The organism is Klebsiella sp. HMSC09D12, assembly GCF_001808475.1.
In the GTDB taxonomy this organism is placed as follows: domain Bacteria; phylum Pseudomonadota; class Gammaproteobacteria; order Enterobacterales; family Enterobacteriaceae; genus Klebsiella; species Klebsiella oxytoca.
Genome location: NZ_KV793490.1, coordinates 97,715 through 114,902 on the forward strand (window position 1 = coordinate 97,715; position 17,188 = coordinate 114,902).

Consider the following 17,188-nt stretch of genomic DNA (forward strand, 5'->3'; position numbering starts at 1 on the left):
TTAACTGTCGGGAGTCAGCCTGTTTACCGCTTTCCTGCTACCTGAAATCCTTGGGGAGTGGGTATTTATATCCTCTCCCCTGGTGGGGAGAGGGTGTAGGGGATCGGTTAGTTTATGATGGCATAGCGATGGCCTGCTTCTCTTCGAGCAGTTTTTCCACCACGCCAGGATCGGCAAGCGTTGAGGTATCGCCGAGATTACTGGTATCGCCCGCGGCAATTTTGCGCAGTATACGGCGCATGATTTTGCCCGAACGGGTTTTCGGTAACGAATCGGTCCAGTGCAGCACGTCCGGCGTCGCCAGCGGGCCAATCTCCTTACGGACCCAGTTGCGCACCTCGGCGTAGAGCTCCGGCGTCGGTTCTTCGCCATGGTTGAGAGTGACGTAAGCGTAAATGGCCTGGCCTTTGATGTTATGCGGAATGCCGACCACCGCCGCTTCGGCGATTTTCGGATGCGACACCAGCGCCGATTCGATTTCGGCGGTTCCGAGACGGTGGCCGGAAACGTTCAGCACGTCATCGACGCGACCGGTGATCCAGTAGTAGCCATCTTCGTCACGGCGCGCGCCGTCGCCGCTGAAGTACATATTTTTAAAAGTCGAGAAGTAGGTCTGTTCGAAGCGTTCGTGGTCGCCAAACAGCGTACGCGCCTGGCCCGGCCAGGAGTCGGCGATCGCCAGGTTACCTTCGGTGGCGCCTTCCAGCGGCGTGCCTTCGTTATCCACCAGCACCGGCTGAACGCCGAAGAAGGGACGCGTCGCGGAACCGGCCTTCAGCTCAATGGCGCCGGGCAGCGGGGTGATCATAAAGCCGCCGGTTTCGGTTTGCCACCAGGTGTCCATCACCGGGCACTTCTCGTTGCCGATCTTCTTCCAGTACCACTCCCAGGCTTCCGGGTTAATTGGTTCGCCGACGGAGCCGAGAATGCGCAGGGAAGAGCGGTCGGTGCCTTCAATAGCCTTATCGCCTTCCGCCATCAGCGCGCGGATCGCCGTGGGGGCGGTATAAAGAATGTTGACCTGATGCTTGTCGACCACCTGGCACATGCGCGCCGGGGTTGGCCAGTTCGGTACGCCCTCGAACATCAGCGTCGTCGCGCCGCAGGCCAGCGGACCGTACAGGAGGTAGCTGTGGCCGGTGACCCAGCCGACGTCGGCGGTGCACCAGTAGATGTCGCCCGGATGGTAGTCAAAAACGTATTTAAACGTTGAGGCCGCATAGACCAGGTAACCGCCGGTAGTATGCAGTACGCCCTTTGGCTTACCGGTCGAGCCGGAGGTATAAAGGATAAACAGCGGATCTTCAGCGTTCATCTCTTCAGGCTGGTGTTCCGCGCTGGCTTTCTCAATCAGATCGCTCCACCACAGGTCGCGGCCTTCCTGCCAGTCGATTTTGCCGCCGGTACGTTTAAACACCACCACGTTTTCGATGCTCTTCACGTGCGGATTTTTCAGCGCGTCGTCGACGTTCTTCTTCAGCGGGATCGCGCGACCGGCGCGCAGGCCTTCATCAGAGGTGATCACCAGGCGGGAGTTGGAATCGATGATACGTCCGGCGACCGCTTCCGGTGAGAAGCCGCCGAAAATCACCGAATGGATAGCGCCGATGCGGGCGCAGGCCAGCATGGCCACCGCGGCTTCCGGCACCATCGGCATATAGATAGCCACGACATCGCCCTTTTTAATGCCGAGGTCGAGCAGGACGTTGGCAAAGCGGCAGACATCGCGGTGGAGTTCGCGATAAGTGATATTTTTGCTCTGGCTGGCGTCGTCGCCTTCCCAGATGATGGCCGTCTGGTCGCCGCGCTCCGCCAGATGGCGATCGAGACAGTTAGCGGCCAGGTTAAGGGTGCCGTCTTCGTACCATTTGATGGAGATATTACCCGGCGCGAATGAGGTGTTTTTCACGCGCGTGTAGGGCTTGATCCAGTCGAGAATTTTGCCCTGTTCGCCCCAGAAGGCATCTGGGTCGGTGACGGACTGCTGATACTGCGCCTCGTACTGTTCCGGGTTAATCAGGCAGCGTTCCGCAATATTAGCGGGAATAGAGTGTTTATGTATTTGGCTCATGGCTTTTTTTCTCCTGTAGGTTGTTAAATATATGTCAAATAAACGTTAATAGTAGGGGCTTTGGCGGCTTTGTTTGCTATTTGGGGGACAGATCACGCATTGATTGAACTGAATGAAAATCAATCAAATGAAACTTTGAGGTGAAATAATTTCTGAAATGGATTTATAGAAAATGAATTTATTAAATATTTTTTATAACAAATACTTATGCAAGATAAGTTGGGGATATTAGCGAGTTTATGCATAAAACCAGAGTAAACCGCTGTTCTTAAAGACTTGCGCAGCATGCCGTGCAAATGATACTGATATTGCGCGTTAAATAACCCCATAAAGCAACGCAACACAATTCATACCCCTTTCAGTGGGTGCCATTACCTCCTGGAATGGCGCCTTTCATCGAGGAAGTCTGTAGTGAAGAAAAAAACAAAAGTCAGCCTGGCCTGGCAAATTTTGCTGGCTCTGGTGCTGGGCATACTTCTGGGCAGTTACCTGCATTACCACGCCGAAAGCCGTGACTGGTTAATCTCGAACCTGCTGACCCCGGCGGGCGATATCTTTATCCATCTGATTAAAATGATCGTCGTACCGATCGTCATCTCGACCCTGGTGGTCGGCATTGCCGGCGTAGGCGATGCGAAGCAGCTGGGCCGTATCGGCGCGAAAACCATTATCTATTTTGAAGTGATCACCACGGTGGCCATCGTGCTGGGGATTACCCTGGCTAACGTCTTTCAGCCAGGAAGCGGCATTGATATGTCGCAGCTGGCGGCGGTGGATATTTCGAAATATCAAAACACCACGGCAGAAGTACAGAGCCACGCGCATGGCCTGATGGGCACCATCCTCTCGCTGGTACCGACCAATATCGTGGCTTCGATGGCGAAGGGCGACATGCTGCCGATCATCTTCTTCTCGGTGCTATTTGGTCTCGGCCTTTCCTCGCTGCCCGCTACCCATCGTGAACCGCTGGTCACGGTGTTCCGCTCTATCTCTGAAACCATGTTTAAAGTGACGCATATGGTGATGCGCTACGCGCCGGTGGGCGTGTTCGCGCTGATCTCGGTGACCGTGGCGACCTTCGGCTTCGCTTCACTGTGGCCGCTGGCGAAGCTGGTGATTCTGGTTTATTTCGCCATTCTGTTCTTCGCGCTGGTGGTGCTTGGCATCGTGGCGCGGGTATGCGGACTGAGCATCTGGACCCTGATCCGCATTCTGAAGGATGAGCTGATTCTGGCCTACTCTACCGCCAGCTCCGAGAGCGTGCTGCCGCGTATTATCGAGAAGATGGAAGCCTACGGCGCGCCAGCGTCGATCACCAGCTTCGTGGTGCCGACCGGCTACTCCTTTAACCTCGACGGCTCGACGCTGTATCAGAGTATTGCGGCTATCTTCATCGCCCAGCTGTACGGTATTGATCTGTCCATCTGGCAGGAAATTACCCTCGTGCTGACGCTGATGGTGACGTCGAAAGGGATTGCCGGCGTACCGGGCGTCTCCTTCGTGGTGCTGCTGGCGACGCTGGGCAGCGTGGGCATTCCGCTGGAAGGTCTGGCGTTTATCGCCGGCGTTGACCGTATCCTCGATATGGCGCGTACCGCGCTGAACGTGGTGGGCAACGCGCTGGCGGTGCTGGTTATCGCCAAGTGGGAACACAAATTTGACCGCAAAAAAGCGCTGGCGTATGAGCGTGAAGTGCTGGGCAAATTTGATAAAACGGCGCAATAAAACAGAAAGCCCGGTGACATCGCACCGGGCCTGAGAGAAAAGCGTCGCGTTTCTGTCGGCGGCTAACGCCTGACCCGGCCGAAACACTCCAGCCAGAACGGCTGGTGAACATCTCCAACAAGCCCGGCGTATGGACTGCGCCGGGCTTTTTCTTATCTTTTACTTATCCTGTCGAACTCTTCACAGCCGGTATCAAACCCCTCCTGACAGCTAACGTTGAGCCAGTGCAGCGCTTTCTGCCGGTTCGGTTCGATAAAGCCTTTTTCCCCCTGCAGGAAAAGCATCCCGGCCCAGTATTCGGCGTAGCCGGTACGGGAGAGGGCAGAGCTCTCTTTAAAGTACTGCGTCGCTTTGACATCATCTTCCGGAAGATGAACGCCGCTGGCGTAAATCAGCCCCAGCAGCATCTGAGCGTCAACGGCTGAATCGCTTTCCGGATCCTGCGCGGCGTGCTGTAACAGAGTGATGGCGTGGGGGTAGTTCGGCGTACCGGCCTGCTGGTTCACCAGCACCCGGGCGAGAACAATTTCCCCCGCCTTGCTGCCTGTTTGTACGGACTTTTCCGCCAGCACTTTAGCCTGGTGGTAGTCGGCCTGCTGAGGATTGCGGATTTTGAGCTGGGCCAGCAGCGCCAGCGCGTCGCCATCGCCGTTGTCTGCGGCTTTCTGCGCCCAGAATTCGGCCTGGGGAAAATCGCCGAAGCTGACGTAAGTATCCGCCAGGTAATATTGTGCACGTGGATCGCCGGCTTCGGCCTGCTGTCTATACTGGCTACCTGGTTCCATGGCGCCTGAGGTGAAGCTTGCTATCACCAGCAGTAAATAGAGGTATTTCATTTTTTATTATCGGTAGAGGACATAACGAGCAGTATAAAGGCAGGGGAAGAAGAAGAAAACGCCGGGAACTCGTGGGGGATACTTATGGTTTATCCGAATAATCGTGCCGTCTGTTTCCCCGGGGGCGGCGCCGACGCGCCTTGCCCGGGCTACAGATTCACAGTCGTCTGCGGTCCGTTAGCCCGGATAAGGTGTTAGCCGCCATCCGGGGGGATTGATTCACAGTCTTCTGCGGTCCGGTAGCCCGGCCAGGTGCGAAGCACCGCCTCCGGGGAGGCGGTCCGATTAACCCAGCGCGCTTTCGCGCAGGCGGGCTTTCAGCTTGTTGTACTCATCAATGACGTACTGCTCAGCGGCACGCTGGTCGGCAATCGGCTCAACGTTGACGGCGCAGTACTTGTACTCCGGCGTTTTGGTTATCGGGCTCAGGTTCTCGGAAACCAGCTCGTTACAGGCGCCAATCCACCACTGGTAGGTCATATAGACCGCCCCTTTATTCGGACGATCGCTGACCTGCGCGCGGGTGATAATACGGCCCTTACGCGAGTTCACCCACACCAGCGCCTCATCCTCAATGCCCAAACGTTCGGCATCGGCGGTGTTGATTTGCGCATAGCCAGGTTCATCCGCCAGCGCGGCCAGCGCCGCACAGTTACCGGTCATCGAACGGCACGAGTAGTGGCCGACTTCGCGCACCGTCGACAGCACCATCGGGTACTCTTCGGTGAGTTTGTCAATCGGCGCGACCCAGTCGCAGGTGAAGAACTGCGCCAGACCGTTCGGGGTATCGAACTTCTCTTTAAACAAATAAGAGGTCCCCTGATCGGCGTCGGACTCATCGCGGCACGGCCACATGACGTAGCCTAGCTCGCCCATTTTCTCGTAGGTGGCGCCGTAGAAATCCGGACACAGATGCCGCAACTCGTCCCAGATCTCCTGGGTGTTGTTGTAGTGCATCTTGTAGCCCATCCGGGTAGCGATTTCGCTGATAATCTGCCAGTCGGTTTTCAGGTCCCATTTCGGCTCTACCGCTTTAAAGAAGCGCTGGAAGCCGCGGTCCGCTGCGGTATAGACGCCTTCGTGCTCGCCCCACGAGGTGGACGGCAGGATAACGTCGGCCGCTGAGGCGGTTTTGGTCATGAAAATATCCTGGACGATAACCAGTTCCAGATCGTCGAATGCCTTACGCACTGCGGACAGCTCGGCGTCGGTCTGGAGCGGATCTTCCCCCATAATATACGCCGCCCGCACTTCGCCATGCGCCGCGCGGTGCGGCAGCTCGCTGATGCGGTAGCCGGTGTGCGCCGGCAGGCTATCGACGCCCCAGGCTTTGGCGAACTTCTCGCGGTTCTCCGGGAACTTAACGTATTGATAGCCCGGATAGGTATCCGGCAGCGCGCCCATGTCGCAGGCGCCCTGAACGTTGTTCTGGCCGCGCACCGGGTTGACGCCGACGCTCGGCTTGCCGAGGTTGCCGGTGAGGATCGCCAGGCTGGTCAGCGAACGTACGGTTTCCACGCCCTGGTAGAACTGGGTCACGCCCATGCCCCACAGGATCGCGGCGGATTTCGCGCTGGCATACATACGGGCGCAGGCGCGGATCTCCTGGGCGCTCACGCCGGTGATCTCTTCCACCGACTCTGGCGTGTAGCCTTCGACGATTTTGCGATACTCTTCGAAGCCCTCAGAACGGCTGGCGACGAAGGATTTATCGTAGAGGTCTTCTTCGATAATCACGTGCCCGATAGCGTTGAGCAGCGCGATATTCGAGCCGTTCTTCAGCGCAATGTGCATATCGGCAATGCGCGCGGTTTCAATTTTACGCGGATCGCAGACGATGATTTTTGCCCCGTTGCGTTTGGCGTTAATCACGTGATTCGCCACAATAGGGTGTGAATCTGCCGGGTTATACCCGAAGATAAACACGAGATCGGTATTGTCGATCTCGGTGATGGCATTACTCATAGCGCCGTTACCGACCGATTGGTGCAGACCTGCAACCGATGGGCCGTGTCAGACGCGAGCGCAGCAGTCGACGTTATTGGTACCAATAACGGCGCGCGCGAATTTTTGCATCACATAGTTGGTTTCGTTACCCGTTCCGCGGGACGAGCCGGTAGTCTGAATCGCGTCCGGGCCATATTTCTCTTTAATAGCGCTGAGGCGAGTGGCGACGTAATCGAGCGCCTCATCCCAGGAGACGGATTCCAGCTTGCCGCCGCGCTGGCGACGGATCATAGGGGTTTTCAGGCGCGGGGTAAGGATCTGGGTATCGTTAATGAAGTCCCAGCCGTAATAGCCTTTCAGACACAGGGTTCCCTGGTTGGTTTTCCCCTGTGCCGCTTCCGCCCGAACGATTTTGCCGTTATCGACCACCAGGTTGATTTTGCAACCTGATGCGCAATACGGACAAACCGTGACGACTTTTTTCATCGGTCTTGCTCCAGTTAATCAATTGGCGCATACGCGCTATCGCGCCGTCACTATGCATCTTCTATGCCATGTTTTCATTGTGGGTATCGCCTGATGATACGTTGTTTTTTTGGGCGAAATGCTGACGAAAAACAGGCTATCGTCAGTTTTGACGTGTCGACGCGGGAGCAGGTGACGCGCTCGGACAGACGATGATGGATAGCCCGGGAGGGGCGCAGCTCCGCTTCCGGGGAGGATAGCGGGCAGGCTTGAAAGCGGTGCTGCGCTTATTGGGCTAGGTCAAATAACGGCTTCTCGCCAGCGCCGCCGCGCCCCGGGCGCCGTTAAACGCCGAGGAGGAAGCGGCGATAAAGCGTACGGCCTGATACGGTAGCGGACGGCGAACGTAGGTTTTAACCCTGGTGATTAGGGCGTCGCGCGGGAAAGCGGGCATATCCATTACTCCGCCGCCGAGGATCACCGCATCGGGGTCGAACAGGTTAATACTGGTGGCGATGGCGCGGGCGGCATGATTCAGCAACTGCTGCACAAACGGCTCCTGTGCGGCATGAACGAACAGCTCGCCCAGTTCGTACGCGCGCGGCTGCTGTTCATACCAGCGCTTTAGCGCAATGCCGGAGCAGACGGTTTCCAGACAGGCGGGGTTGCCGCAGGCGCAGGTGAGGGCGTCATCGCCCTGGGGGATATGCCCCAGCTCGCCCGCCACGCCGTGGGCGCCGGTCCACGGCCCGCCGTTTAGCCAGACCGCGAAGCCCATACCGGTGCCAAGATAGGCCGCCAGCACCTCCTGCTCCTGCAGGCCGTTCTGCTGCACATCAAAAGAGAGCTGCAGATTCACATCGCGGGAAAACTCCACCGGGCAGCCCAGCGCCGCTTCCAGCCGGTCCGCCAGGTTATACAGATCGTCAGCGGCCAGAGGCAGGTTGGGGGTGGAGATAATCGTCCGCTTGTCTTTTGCCACCAGCGCCGGAAACCCCATCACCAGCCCGCAGCAGCGGGCATCATGTTGGTTTAGCTGCTGCTGTAGCAGGTTTTTAATGCCGTTAACCAGGCCGTCGGCGTTAATCACCTCCGCGGTACGCAGCTTTTCGCAGTGCAGCGCTTCGCCCTGCGCCGTTTGCAGGCAAAAACGGATATGAGTCGCTCCCATATCCACGCCCGCGACGACGTTACGCTGTTTTTGCATGAGGCTGTACCTCGTTTTTTGCCGCCAGAATTTGCTCGACCATGATCTGCCACGCCTCTTCAATCTTCTCGGCGTGATTAAAGAGGCCCGAAGTGCCGACGATAAAGACGTCCGCGCCCGCCGCCATCAGTTTTTCATAGGTGGCTTTATTGCAGGAGCCATCGATTTCGATCTCGTAGTTCAGCCCTTCGCGCTCGCGCCAGGCTTTAAGTTCAGCGATTTTCTCCAGCATTTCCGGGATAAATGGCTGTCCGGCAAAGCCCGGATCGACGGTCATTACCGTGATTTTGTCGGCTTTATGAATGTAGTACTTCATGGTCTCAACCGGGGTTTCCGGGTTAAGGATCAGCCCGACTTTCATGCCGTGGCGTCGAATTTCTTCGATCAGGCGGAAGGCCTGGCCGTTGATGGTTTCCGGATGCAGGGTGATAAAATCCGCCCCCGCCTGCGCCAGCTGGCTAATGTAATCCTGCGGGCGAGTGACCATCAGATGGCAATCCAGCGGTTTGCTGGCCAGCTTTTTGACCTGGCCGACGAAAAACGGCGAAAGGGTCAGGTTCGGCACAAAATGACCGTCCATGATATCGATGTGAAAATAGTCTGCATGCTGGTCGATAAACTCGATCTGTTCTTTAAATTTCAGCAGATCCATACACATTAAAGAGGGAGCAATTTTCATGATAAATTCCTTACTTACTGATAAGACGGTCGAGGGCGACAGCCGCGATGATTAATCCGCCCATTACCACCAGCTGGTAGTAGGTTTGTACTTGCAGAATGTTCAGTCCGTTATTGATGGTGCCGATAATCAGGCCGCCGATGACCACCGAGAAGATGCGTCCTTTGCCGCCGAAGAAGCTGGTACCGCCGATGATGGCGCTGGCGATGGCGTAGGTTTCAAAGCCCATACCGGCCAGCGGCTCTGCTGCGCCGAGACGCGCGGTGGAGACCACGCCCGCCAGTCCGGCGCAAATACCGGAAATGATGAACACCAGCAGCATGTGAAACTTGACGTCGATACCGGAGTAGAAAGCGGAGTTTTTGTTGCCGCCCAGCGCGTAGATATTGCGGCCGACGCGCATACGGGTGGTCAGGAACCACAGGATCAGCGCCACAATCAGCGAGAAGATCACCGGTACCGGGATGCCCAGCGGCGTGGCGGCAAAGAAGTTAACGAAATCAAATGAAAAGCCGTACACCGAGTTGGCATCAGAGATAACCAGCGTGATACCGCGGAAGATGGCGTTGGTGCCGAGGGTAATAATGAACGGATGCAGCCCGGTCCAGTTGACCAGACAGCCGTTGATGGCGCCCAGCGCGCCGCCGACCAGCACGCCGCCGATCAGCGCCGCAAGGAACGGGTCAACGCCCGCCAGCATCAGCTTGGCGGTGACCATCCCGGAGAGCGCGAGGATCGCCCCGACCGACAGGTCGATCCCGGCGACGAGGATCGCGAAGAACTCGCCCATGCCGATCAGCACGGTGACCGAACTCTGGACAAAGATCTGCGTAATGTTGTTGGTCGTCAGGAAGTACTCCGACGAAAGGGTGCCGAAGATGGCGACGATGATAGCGAGGATAAAAAAGGTGCCGTATTTATCCCAGAACAGCGCGAAGTTAAACGGTTTTTTCTCGTCCATATCGCCTTTTACTCTTGTGGTAGTGCCCATGCCATAATCTCCTCTTCGCTCATATCGTCGCGATTGGTCAGGATTTGCGTCAGTCGCCCTTCGCAGAACACGGCAATGCGGTCGCAGACGGCGATAATTTCAGGTAGTTCGGATGACACCATCAGGATGACTTTTCCGTCATCGGCCAGCTGGCGCATCACTTTATAAATTTCGGCTTTTGCGCCCACGTCGATACCGCGCGTCGGCTCGTCAAAAATGATCACTTCGGGGCTGCAGCATAGCCATTTCGATATCAGCACCTTCTGCTGGTTACCGCCGGATAGCTCGGTAATGTTCTGATCGACCGAATGGCACTTCAGCGCCAGCAGCTTGCGCTGCTCTTCCGCCGTTTTGCGTTCGTCGCCTTCGCGGAACAGCCCCATGGCCCCTTTGTAGCCGCCGCGCTTCAGGCTCTGGCTGACTGCCATATTCTGAGCGATAGAAAAATTGGGGAAAAAGCCGTTTTCCCGGCGGCTTTCGGTGATGTAGCCCATGCCTTTCTTTAAAGCGTCCAGCGGCGAGCGGGGGGAGATCGCTTTGCCATTGAGGTAAATCTCACCGCTGCTACGTTTATCAACCCCAAACAGGCAGTCCATCAGTTCGGTGCGCCCGGAACCGACCAGTCCGGCAAAACCGAGAATTTCGCCGCGATTCACGCTAAACGAGATATCGCGTACCTTTTTCTTGTCATGGCTGGTGACGTTTTTCACTTCGAACACCGTCTCGCGGGCGATATTGCCGGTGCTCTCTTTCATGGCGTTGAAGCGGTTTTGCAGTTCGCGGCCAACCATCAGACGAACGATGTCATCGTTATTCACTTCGCTGACCATCCCGCTGCAGACGCTGCTGCCGTCTTTCATGACCGTGTAGCGGTCGCAGATGCGGCGTATTTCCGCCAGCTTGTGCGAGATATAGACAATGGCGGTGCCCTCTTTCCGCAGCTGATTCATGATCAGAAACAGATAGTCCACCTCTTTATTGGTCAGCGAGGAGGTCGGTTCATCCATGATCAGAACTTTGGCATCAAGCATCAGCGTCTTGGCGATTTCCAGCATCTGCTTGTGGCTGATGGAGAGGTTTGCCACCTTTTCGTCTAAGTCGATCTTTAGCCCGACGCGCAGCAGCATCATCGCCGCCCGCACGCGCATTTCTTTCCAGTCGATCACGTTGACGCCACAGACTTTTTTCGTCAGATGGCGGCCAATATATAAATTCTCCAGCACCGTTAATTCATCAATGACGCTGAGCTCCTGATAAATAATTCCAATGCCGAGCTGGGCCGCTAATTTATGATCAAGCTTGTCGTAGTTAACGTTATTAATCGTAATGGTGCCTTTGGTCGGTTCATGTATTCCCGACAGAACTTTCATCAGCGTTGATTTACCGGCACCATTTTCCCCTAATAACGCATGTATTTCATGGGGGTAAATAGTTAAATCAACCGATTTTAATGCGTGAACCGGGCCAAAGGATTTGCCGATCCCCGCCATTGAAATATATGGCGTGAGCATAGATTTTCCTTATATTTTCACCCTCTCCGTGCGGGAGAGGGTCGGGGTGAGGGCAACCGTCAGTACAAGGTCAGTCTTATTTCGTCACCAGAATGGAGTCCACCAGCTTAAACTGCGGGGCTTTATCCAGAGGGATGACTTTGCCGCTCTTCTCAGCATCGACCATCAGCTTAAGACCCGTAGCGCCAATATCCGCCGGGTTCTGGGCGACTGTGGCGGTCATCTGTCCGGCTTCGACCATTTTGCGCGCTTCAGGAATGCCGTCGGTACCGACTACCAGTACCTTGCCGGTTTTGCCGGCATTAGCGACGGCCTGGGCGACGCCCATTGCCATGGTGTCGTTGGCGCAGTAGATCGCTTTAACGTTCGGGTTACGCTGCAGCACGTTGGTGGCGACGTCCAGCGCCTTGATGCGGTCCCAGTCGGCAGGCTGACTGGCAACCAGCTTGATTTGACTCGCTTTTTTGAAGGCTTCGGTGGCGCCATTGCGGCGGGCCTCACCGGACGCGTTACCGGCTTTGCCTTCGATAATAGCGACTTCGCCGCCTTCAGCACCCAGTTTGTCGATGATAAACTCTGCGCCTTTCGCCCCGACCGCCACGTTATCGGTGGTGACAAAACCTTCTACGTTGCCGCCGGCTTTCTTCAGGTTATCCATATCGATTTTTTCATCGAGGTTGACCAGATAGATGCCCTTTTTCCAGGCTTTAGCCACCGGCATCACCAGGTTTACCGATGAGAGGGGCGCAAAGGCGATACCTTTGTAGTTTTTATTGCTCAGGTCTTCAAACAGCTGCAGCTGCGACTGAAAATCCCCTTCAGAAGGTGAGGCAAAAATATCGACGCTCACGCCCAGGGTTTTGGCTTCGTCTTCAATACCCTTTTTCATATCCACCCAGAATGGATTGGATAAGGTTTTTAAGACCACGGCATAATCGGCGGCGGCAAAGGCGCTGGTGGATAACATTACGCCCATAGCCGCGCCGCTGAAAAGTTTCAGATATTTATTCATAGCAATACTCTCGGTGTAAGATACAATTTTATTGATCCCACTGATGTGGGATCGGCTTTTTATTTACTTCAGCGCGCCTGGAGAAAAGAAATTAACAATTGCGCCGGTTTTTTGCATGTTTAAATTCGCTTGTTCAATATTAAGCTGGGCAACGGAAACAAAGAATGCATCTAATAATGTCAGTTGTAATATACGCGCTGAGGCGTTTCGGCCTAATAAAGGCGTCTCTGGTGCTGGCGAACAAATAATAAAATCAGCTAATTTGGCAATCGGCGAATGATAGCTGTGGGTGATGCAAATAATTTTTGCCCCGTTCTTTTTAGCCAGCTCCACCGCGGATTTAATATCGCTGGTGCGCCCGGAGTGTGAAACCACCAGCACCACATCGCCTTCTTTTAGCAACGAGGCGGACATCATCATGATATGCGCGTCCGGGTAGGCCTGGCAGCGCACGCCGATACGTAAAAATTTATGCTGCACGTCGGCGCAGATGGCGTTGGAGCCGCCCGCGCCGTAAAGATCGCGCTGGTTAGCCTGAGCGAAAAAGCGCGCCGCGCGGTGAATCTCGTCGACGTTAACGATCGACTGGCCTTCCATAATGGTGCGCAGAGTGATGTTAAACACCTTGTTCACCACATCCTGCGGCGCTTCATCAAAGGAGAGCTCGGTCGGTAGCACCTGCTCAGATTGCGAAAAGTAGGCCTCCAGCGCGCTGCGAAGGTTACGAAAACCGCTAAACCCGAGCAGCTTAGAAACCTTAACGATCATGGCTTCTGATACCGACAGCGCTTCCGCGACGTCTTTAATGGCCGGCGCATCGCTGAGATTGCCGGGGGTAAGCAACCATTCGACGATACGGCTCTCGTTTTCGGTCATGCCTTCCTGCTTCATGCGAAGCCAGGGGGCAAGGCCGATACCGTTAGGGAGCGAACTGGATTCTGACTGACTCATCGCTTTCTCTTTGTCCATAAAATGAAGACGACACTATATCACCACAGGCAAAACAAAAAAGATACCGCCAACTTCACAAAATTTATTTTTTTATAAAGTTATGTTTATTGTGAAGTTTTGCTAAAATTCATTTTTACTTTTACATGCAATAAATTCATTATAAATCATACTATTGTGTGATTTATATGGTTCTTTTTCTGAAAAGTGCATATGGCGTTAAATAACGTTTTCGACTTGATTTGTAAAATATCAGCGTGTAGAAAGGAGCCGGATGATGCTATTTTCAGCGTTTCCAGGGGCATTTTTAGGCGTTTAAATCACAACGCCAACCATCCTTGTAAAGTTAACAACAGGCGAGGCTAAGTATGAAAAGGATTGCATTTGGCTGCGATCATGTCGGTTTTATCCTGAAAGACGATATCGTTGCGCATCTGCGCCAGCGCGGGATTGACGTCGTGGATAAAGGCGCATGGTCTACGGAACGTACCGATTATCCGCGCTATGCCAGCGCCGTCGCTGAGTCCGTTGCCGCTGGTGAGGTCGACGGCGGGATCCTGATCTGCGGCACCGGCGTCGGCATCTCTATCGCTGCTAATAAGCATCCCGGTATTCGGGCGGTGGTGTGCAGCGAGCCCTACTCGGCGCAGCTTTCACGGCAGCATAATAACACCAATATTCTGGCCTTTGGCGCGCGGGTGATCGGCCTTGAACTGGCAAAAATGATCGTCGATGCCTGGCTGGATGCCGAATTCGAGGGCGGGCGCCACCAGGGGCGGGTAGACGCGATCGGCGCGATTGAGCAGCAGCGGATTTGAGATTCCTCCGCTACTCGCCGCGGTAGCGCTTGATTAACGTAAAGCCAGCCCACCGATGAGACTGGCTTTATGAAACGTTATACTACCGCTTTGCTTTTTTGCACCCTATCCCTCGCCGGCCAGCTGGCGCACGCCGATGTGATCGACGACGCTATCGGCAATATTCAGCAGGCTATTAACGATGCTTACCACCCGGGCGATAGCCGTTCCGACGACGATGACTATGATGATGGGCGCTATCAGGGCAGCCGTCAGCAAAGCGCCGATCGCCAGCGGCAGTATGAAGACAGACGACGACAGCTTGACGAGCGTCAGCGCCAGCTGGACAGCGATCGGCGACAGTTAGAAAACGACTGGCGTCGTCTGGATGATGATTACTGATGCCGGGCGATCCGCGGCGGGAGCCAGGGAATCAGCAGTCCCATAACGATGCCGGACGGCAGCGCCGAGATAAGCAACAGCGGGATTAAATAGAAAAACATCGGAATAAAAGCGCCGATGATGCCGCAGCAAATGGCCGTTATCAGAGGCCCGGCAATCCCGCCTGCCAGCATTCGATAGTACCAGGCGCAATCAGCGTGGCCCGTCAGGATAGCCATGAAAATGCCGGTTAACAATGCGGGTAAAAAGCCAATACCCCAGGTGAGGGATAATACTTCCGGAAGATGATTGAGGAGCTCATCAACTGAGATGACCCTGGGTAAAAAGAGAATGAGCGGTAGCGGTATTAACGGCCCAAGGGCCACGAACCAGCCTGCATGATGAATCATTCGTCCTGTCACGATCGTTTCCTTCCCTGTTTTTTTGTCCGTCGGGAAAGGTATTTCACTACTGTGAAGCGAGGATGAAGTCAGGGTAAAACGGTGGTAGAAAATTAGCTCAGTTCGGGCAGGGCGGGGACCAGCTCTTTCAGCAGGGCGACAAGTTCGGGGTCCATATAGCGGTAGTCGTCGGGGATATCCAGCACGTAAAGCGGTTTATTTTCGACCAGGCGACGATATTCAGCGACCAGTCGATTTTTATGTTTCTGCTCCATCACGCAGATAATATCCGCCCAGTTAATCAGTTCAGGAGTAAGGGGTTTTCTGGCGTTCCGGCTCGTGCCCGCAGAGCGCACGTTCATGCCAGGATAACGGCGGAACACCTGTTCCGCCGTCGGGCTTCGCCATTGATTGCGGCTACAAACAAACAGCACGTTGATCAATTCGATAACAGCTCTTCCATTCCCTGATGCGCCAGCTGGCGACGAGTTTTACGGGGATATTCCATTCCCAGCTGCGCGGCGCGTAGCAATTTTTCTGAACGCAAATAGAGATGCTTCCAGTTTTTCTCGCGACGAAAACGTAAGAGGGCGGTGTGAACATCGCGAGACTTATTGCGCTGCTTTTGCGCCATGCGCCAGTCCCGGCTACGGGTTGTTTCCATGGTCTTTTCTCTCTCAGATTAATCGGGTTCAGCAGCCGCGATAATACGGAGAGGAAAGCGCCGCTATGTTAACGCTGCCAGGGGCTCTTTATCCAGCGTTTTCACGCGTGTTGAATACCGGGGCAGGGGCTGCTGGTGTGCGGTCGTCGGAGGAGCCGGGCCGTCTGGATAAGGGTTACCGATGTGCCGCGATCCGCGGCGGAAGCCTGGGAATCATCGGCCGAGCCCCGCAAACCAGCCGATATGATGCAGGAACTTATTCATTTGGTGTTTTTCTCTGCTCCCTGCCCGGCAGATAGGCTATCAGCCATCCCATAATCAGTCCGGAGAACAGTCCAGAACCTGCGATTACCCGGAACCCATGACCACGCAGAATAAAGGTCGTCAGATCGGTATCGGAGAAAAGCAGCACGCCGGTTAGCGGTATTGCCGCGCATATTGCCAGGCCAATGGTCGCGCTGGCGAGGATACGCCGGTAATGAATCGCATGAATGCCCGTGGGCAAAAAAGCGACGGCGATCCCGGTCAGTAGCGCCGGGATGGCGCCAGCAGCCCAGGGGACGATGAGAAAATACGGCAGTTCAGAAAAGACAAATTCAAAGAAACTACCCACCGAACGGCGCGACTATATGACGATGGTGACGATGGCCCACAGCAGGCCAATATAGGGGCCAATGAATGCATACCAGCAGGCATGGCGAAGCGTGCGTCGTGTTGTGGTCATGTGAATCCCTTCAGATGGTTAAGTCCGCAGGGAAGATAGTGAGGTTAAGTGAAGGGACGATGAAGTTTGGTTAAGGCAGCATAATCTCCATGCCGTCAAATCCCGCTTCAAACCCTGCCGGCAGAGAGTGCTCCATCATCCACGCGTCGAAGCGGTGGCTAATATGAGTGAGGATCACTCGCGGGCAGCCGATGACCTGGTTAATGGCCCGCACGGTGTTCAGGTCGCAGTGGTTGCGCGGCGGCTGCGGGCGCGGCTCGTGGCTACAGTCGATGATGATAAGCTGCGGCTGATTATTCAGCAGGAACTTCAGCGTTTTTTCCGGCAGCGCGGCGGTATCGGAGAGCCAGGCGACCCGGCTATGGGCCGACTCCAGCAGATAGCCAAACGTGAGCCTTGAGTGATTCAACGGCAGCGGCGTGACGCGCAATCCTTGAAGTTCAAACCGCACAAATGGTTCGACGGTGTGGCTGAAATCCAGCAGGCCCGGATGCTTAAACAGGTCATCGCAGCCCTGATCATCCGGGGGGCCGTATACCGCAATGGATTCGCCCACGCCCCAGCGCAAGGGGAACAGCCCCTGCACGTGATCCATATGATAATGGGTGAGCAGAAACTGCTGAAAGCTGCCGGCGGGCCACTGCGTCATCAGATCCGGCAGCCCGGCATCGAGCAGCGTCACCGCGCTATTGAATTTAACTATCGCGCTACAGGGGCGACGACGATGTGCTTCGTCGGCGCGGGCGCGGCGACAGGCGGGGCAATCGCAGCCAAAAACCGGCACCAGCTGCGCGCCGCCGGTGCCGGTTAAGCGGATACTCAGGCTCAT

At 55.4% G+C, this 17,188-nt stretch carries 17 protein-coding genes; 3 read left to right on the plus strand and 14 right to left on the minus strand.

Annotation, left to right across the window (positions count from 1 at the left end):
- Positions 1-112: 112 nt before the first annotated feature.
- Positions 113-2,071: an acetate--CoA ligase gene (gene acs / locus HMPREF3178_RS18125; protein WP_004109430.1), complete on the minus strand. Its 1,959-nt coding sequence runs from the start codon at positions 2,069-2,071 to the stop codon at positions 113-115.
- Positions 2,072-2,482: 411 nt separating this feature from the next.
- On the opposite strand from acs, the gene gltP reads away from it, so the two are divergent.
- Positions 2,483-3,796, plus strand: coding sequence for a glutamate/aspartate:proton symporter GltP (gltP, locus tag HMPREF3178_RS18130; protein ID WP_004109428.1), 1,314 nt, complete (start codon positions 2,483-2,485; stop codon positions 3,794-3,796).
- Positions 3,797-3,948: 152 nt separating this feature from the next.
- Here gltP and HMPREF3178_RS18135 read toward each other — a convergent pair whose 3' ends face one another.
- The 8 genes from HMPREF3178_RS18135 to HMPREF3178_RS18175 form a co-directional block, all read right to left on the minus strand.
- Positions 3,949-4,632 (minus strand): tetratricopeptide repeat protein, encoded by a 684-nt coding sequence (locus tag HMPREF3178_RS18135; RefSeq protein ID WP_004109426.1) that lies wholly within the window; start codon positions 4,630-4,632, stop codon positions 3,949-3,951.
- 285 nt (positions 4,633-4,917) lie between these two features.
- Positions 4,918-7,065 carry a formate dehydrogenase subunit alpha gene (fdhF, locus tag HMPREF3178_RS18140; protein WP_077598860.1) on the minus strand — a complete coding sequence of 716 codons (2,148 nt, stop codon included), beginning with the start codon at positions 7,063-7,065 and terminating at the stop codon, positions 4,918-4,920.
- A gap of 274 nt (positions 7,066-7,339) precedes the next feature.
- On the minus strand, positions 7,340-8,251 hold the full coding sequence (gene alsK / locus HMPREF3178_RS18150; RefSeq protein WP_004109417.1) for an allose kinase: 912 nt from the start codon (positions 8,249-8,251) through the stop codon (positions 7,340-7,342).
- On the minus strand, positions 8,235-8,930 hold the full coding sequence (alsE, locus tag HMPREF3178_RS18155) for a D-allulose 6-phosphate 3-epimerase (RefSeq protein ID WP_004109415.1): 696 nt from the start codon (positions 8,928-8,930) through the stop codon (positions 8,235-8,237). The genes alsK and alsE overlap by 17 nt, the downstream gene beginning before the upstream one ends.
- A gap of 10 nt (positions 8,931-8,940) precedes the next feature.
- The gene (alsC, locus tag HMPREF3178_RS18160) at positions 8,941-9,921 is read right to left on the minus strand and encodes a D-allose ABC transporter permease (RefSeq protein ID WP_004109413.1); all 981 of its coding nucleotides are present in this window, start codon (positions 9,919-9,921) and stop codon (positions 8,941-8,943) included.
- The gene (alsA, locus tag HMPREF3178_RS18165; protein ID WP_004109412.1) at positions 9,900-11,432 is read right to left on the minus strand and encodes a D-allose ABC transporter ATP-binding protein AlsA; all 1,533 of its coding nucleotides are present in this window, start codon (positions 11,430-11,432) and stop codon (positions 9,900-9,902) included. The genes alsC and alsA overlap by 22 nt, the downstream gene beginning before the upstream one ends.
- A 76-nt stretch (positions 11,433-11,508) precedes the next feature.
- Positions 11,509-12,444 carry a D-allose transporter substrate-binding protein gene (alsB, locus tag HMPREF3178_RS18170; RefSeq protein WP_004109411.1) on the minus strand — a complete coding sequence of 312 codons (936 nt, stop codon included), beginning with the start codon at positions 12,442-12,444 and terminating at the stop codon, positions 11,509-11,511.
- Positions 12,445-12,507: 63 nt separating this feature from the next.
- Positions 12,508-13,395, minus strand: a complete 888-nt coding sequence (locus HMPREF3178_RS18175; protein WP_004137474.1) for a MurR/RpiR family transcriptional regulator — start codon at positions 13,393-13,395, stop codon at positions 12,508-12,510.
- Positions 13,396-13,760: 365 nt separating this feature from the next.
- Here HMPREF3178_RS18175 and rpiB point away from each other — a divergent pair, with 365 nt between their 5' ends.
- Together rpiB and yjdP are read left to right on the plus strand one after the other, a co-directional pair.
- Positions 13,761-14,210: a bifunctional allose-6-phosphate isomerase/ribose-5-phosphate isomerase RpiB gene (gene rpiB, locus HMPREF3178_RS18180; protein WP_004117284.1), complete on the plus strand. Its 450-nt coding sequence runs from the start codon at positions 13,761-13,763 to the stop codon at positions 14,208-14,210.
- A gap of 69 nt (positions 14,211-14,279) precedes the next feature.
- Complete coding sequence (gene yjdP, locus HMPREF3178_RS18185) at positions 14,280-14,591, plus strand: DDRRRQL repeat protein YjdP (RefSeq protein WP_017145115.1); 312 nt, start codon at positions 14,280-14,282, stop codon at positions 14,589-14,591.
- On the opposite strand, the gene HMPREF3178_RS18190 is transcribed toward yjdP, so the two are convergent.
- From HMPREF3178_RS18190 to phnP, 5 genes are all read right to left on the minus strand, one after another.
- Positions 14,585-14,992: a hypothetical protein gene (locus tag HMPREF3178_RS18190; protein WP_004109407.1), complete on the minus strand. Its 408-nt coding sequence runs from the start codon at positions 14,990-14,992 to the stop codon at positions 14,585-14,587. The genes yjdP and HMPREF3178_RS18190 overlap by 7 nt on opposite strands.
- Positions 14,993-15,084: 92 nt before the next feature.
- Positions 15,085-15,411 (minus strand): low molecular weight protein tyrosine phosphatase family protein, encoded by a 327-nt coding sequence (locus HMPREF3178_RS18195; RefSeq protein WP_026055915.1) that lies wholly within the window; start codon positions 15,409-15,411, stop codon positions 15,085-15,087.
- Complete coding sequence (locus HMPREF3178_RS18200) at positions 15,411-15,635, minus strand: hypothetical protein (protein WP_004117295.1); 225 nt, start codon at positions 15,633-15,635, stop codon at positions 15,411-15,413. The genes HMPREF3178_RS18195 and HMPREF3178_RS18200 overlap by 1 nt, the downstream gene beginning before the upstream one ends.
- A gap of 256 nt (positions 15,636-15,891) precedes the next feature.
- Positions 15,892-16,248 (minus strand): hypothetical protein, encoded by a 357-nt coding sequence (locus HMPREF3178_RS18205; RefSeq protein WP_017145114.1) that lies wholly within the window; start codon positions 16,246-16,248, stop codon positions 15,892-15,894.
- A 181-nt stretch (positions 16,249-16,429) separates the two neighbouring features.
- Complete coding sequence (gene phnP / locus HMPREF3178_RS18210; protein ID WP_016808417.1) at positions 16,430-17,188, minus strand: phosphonate metabolism protein PhnP; 759 nt, start codon at positions 17,186-17,188, stop codon at positions 16,430-16,432.

Bases quoted from the DNA above. Each gene is read 5' to 3' on its own strand.
- acs (WP_004109430.1), bottom strand. From the start codon at position 2,071: ATGAGCCAAATACATAAACACTCTATTCCCGCTAATATTGCGGAACGC.
- HMPREF3178_RS18135 (WP_004109426.1), bottom strand. From the start codon at position 4,632: ATGAAATACCTCTATTTACTGCTGGTGATAGCAAGCTTCACCTCAGGC.
- alsK (WP_004109417.1), bottom strand. From the start codon at position 8,251: ATGCAAAAACAGCGTAACGTCGTCGCGGGCGTGGATATGGGAGCGACT.
- alsE (WP_004109415.1), bottom strand. From the start codon at position 8,930: ATGAAAATTGCTCCCTCTTTAATGTGTATGGATCTGCTGAAATTTAAA.
- alsC (WP_004109413.1), bottom strand. From the start codon at position 9,921: ATGGGCACTACCACAAGAGTAAAAGGCGATATGGACGAGAAAAAACCG.
- alsA (WP_004109412.1), bottom strand. From the start codon at position 11,432: ATGCTCACGCCATATATTTCAATGGCGGGGATCGGCAAATCCTTTGGC.
- alsB (WP_004109411.1), bottom strand. From the start codon at position 12,444: ATGAATAAATATCTGAAACTTTTCAGCGGCGCGGCTATGGGCGTAATG.
- HMPREF3178_RS18175 (WP_004137474.1), bottom strand. From the start codon at position 13,395: ATGAGTCAGTCAGAATCCAGTTCGCTCCCTAACGGTATCGGCCTTGCC.
- rpiB (WP_004117284.1), top strand. From the start codon at position 13,761: ATGAAAAGGATTGCATTTGGCTGCGATCATGTCGGTTTTATCCTGAAA.
- yjdP (WP_017145115.1), top strand. From the start codon at position 14,280: ATGAAACGTTATACTACCGCTTTGCTTTTTTGCACCCTATCCCTCGCC.
- HMPREF3178_RS18200 (WP_004117295.1), bottom strand. From the start codon at position 15,635: ATGGAAACAACCCGTAGCCGGGACTGGCGCATGGCGCAAAAGCAGCGC.
- phnP (WP_016808417.1), bottom strand. From the start codon at position 17,188: ATGAGCCTGAGTATCCGCTTAACCGGCACCGGCGGCGCGCAGCTGGTG.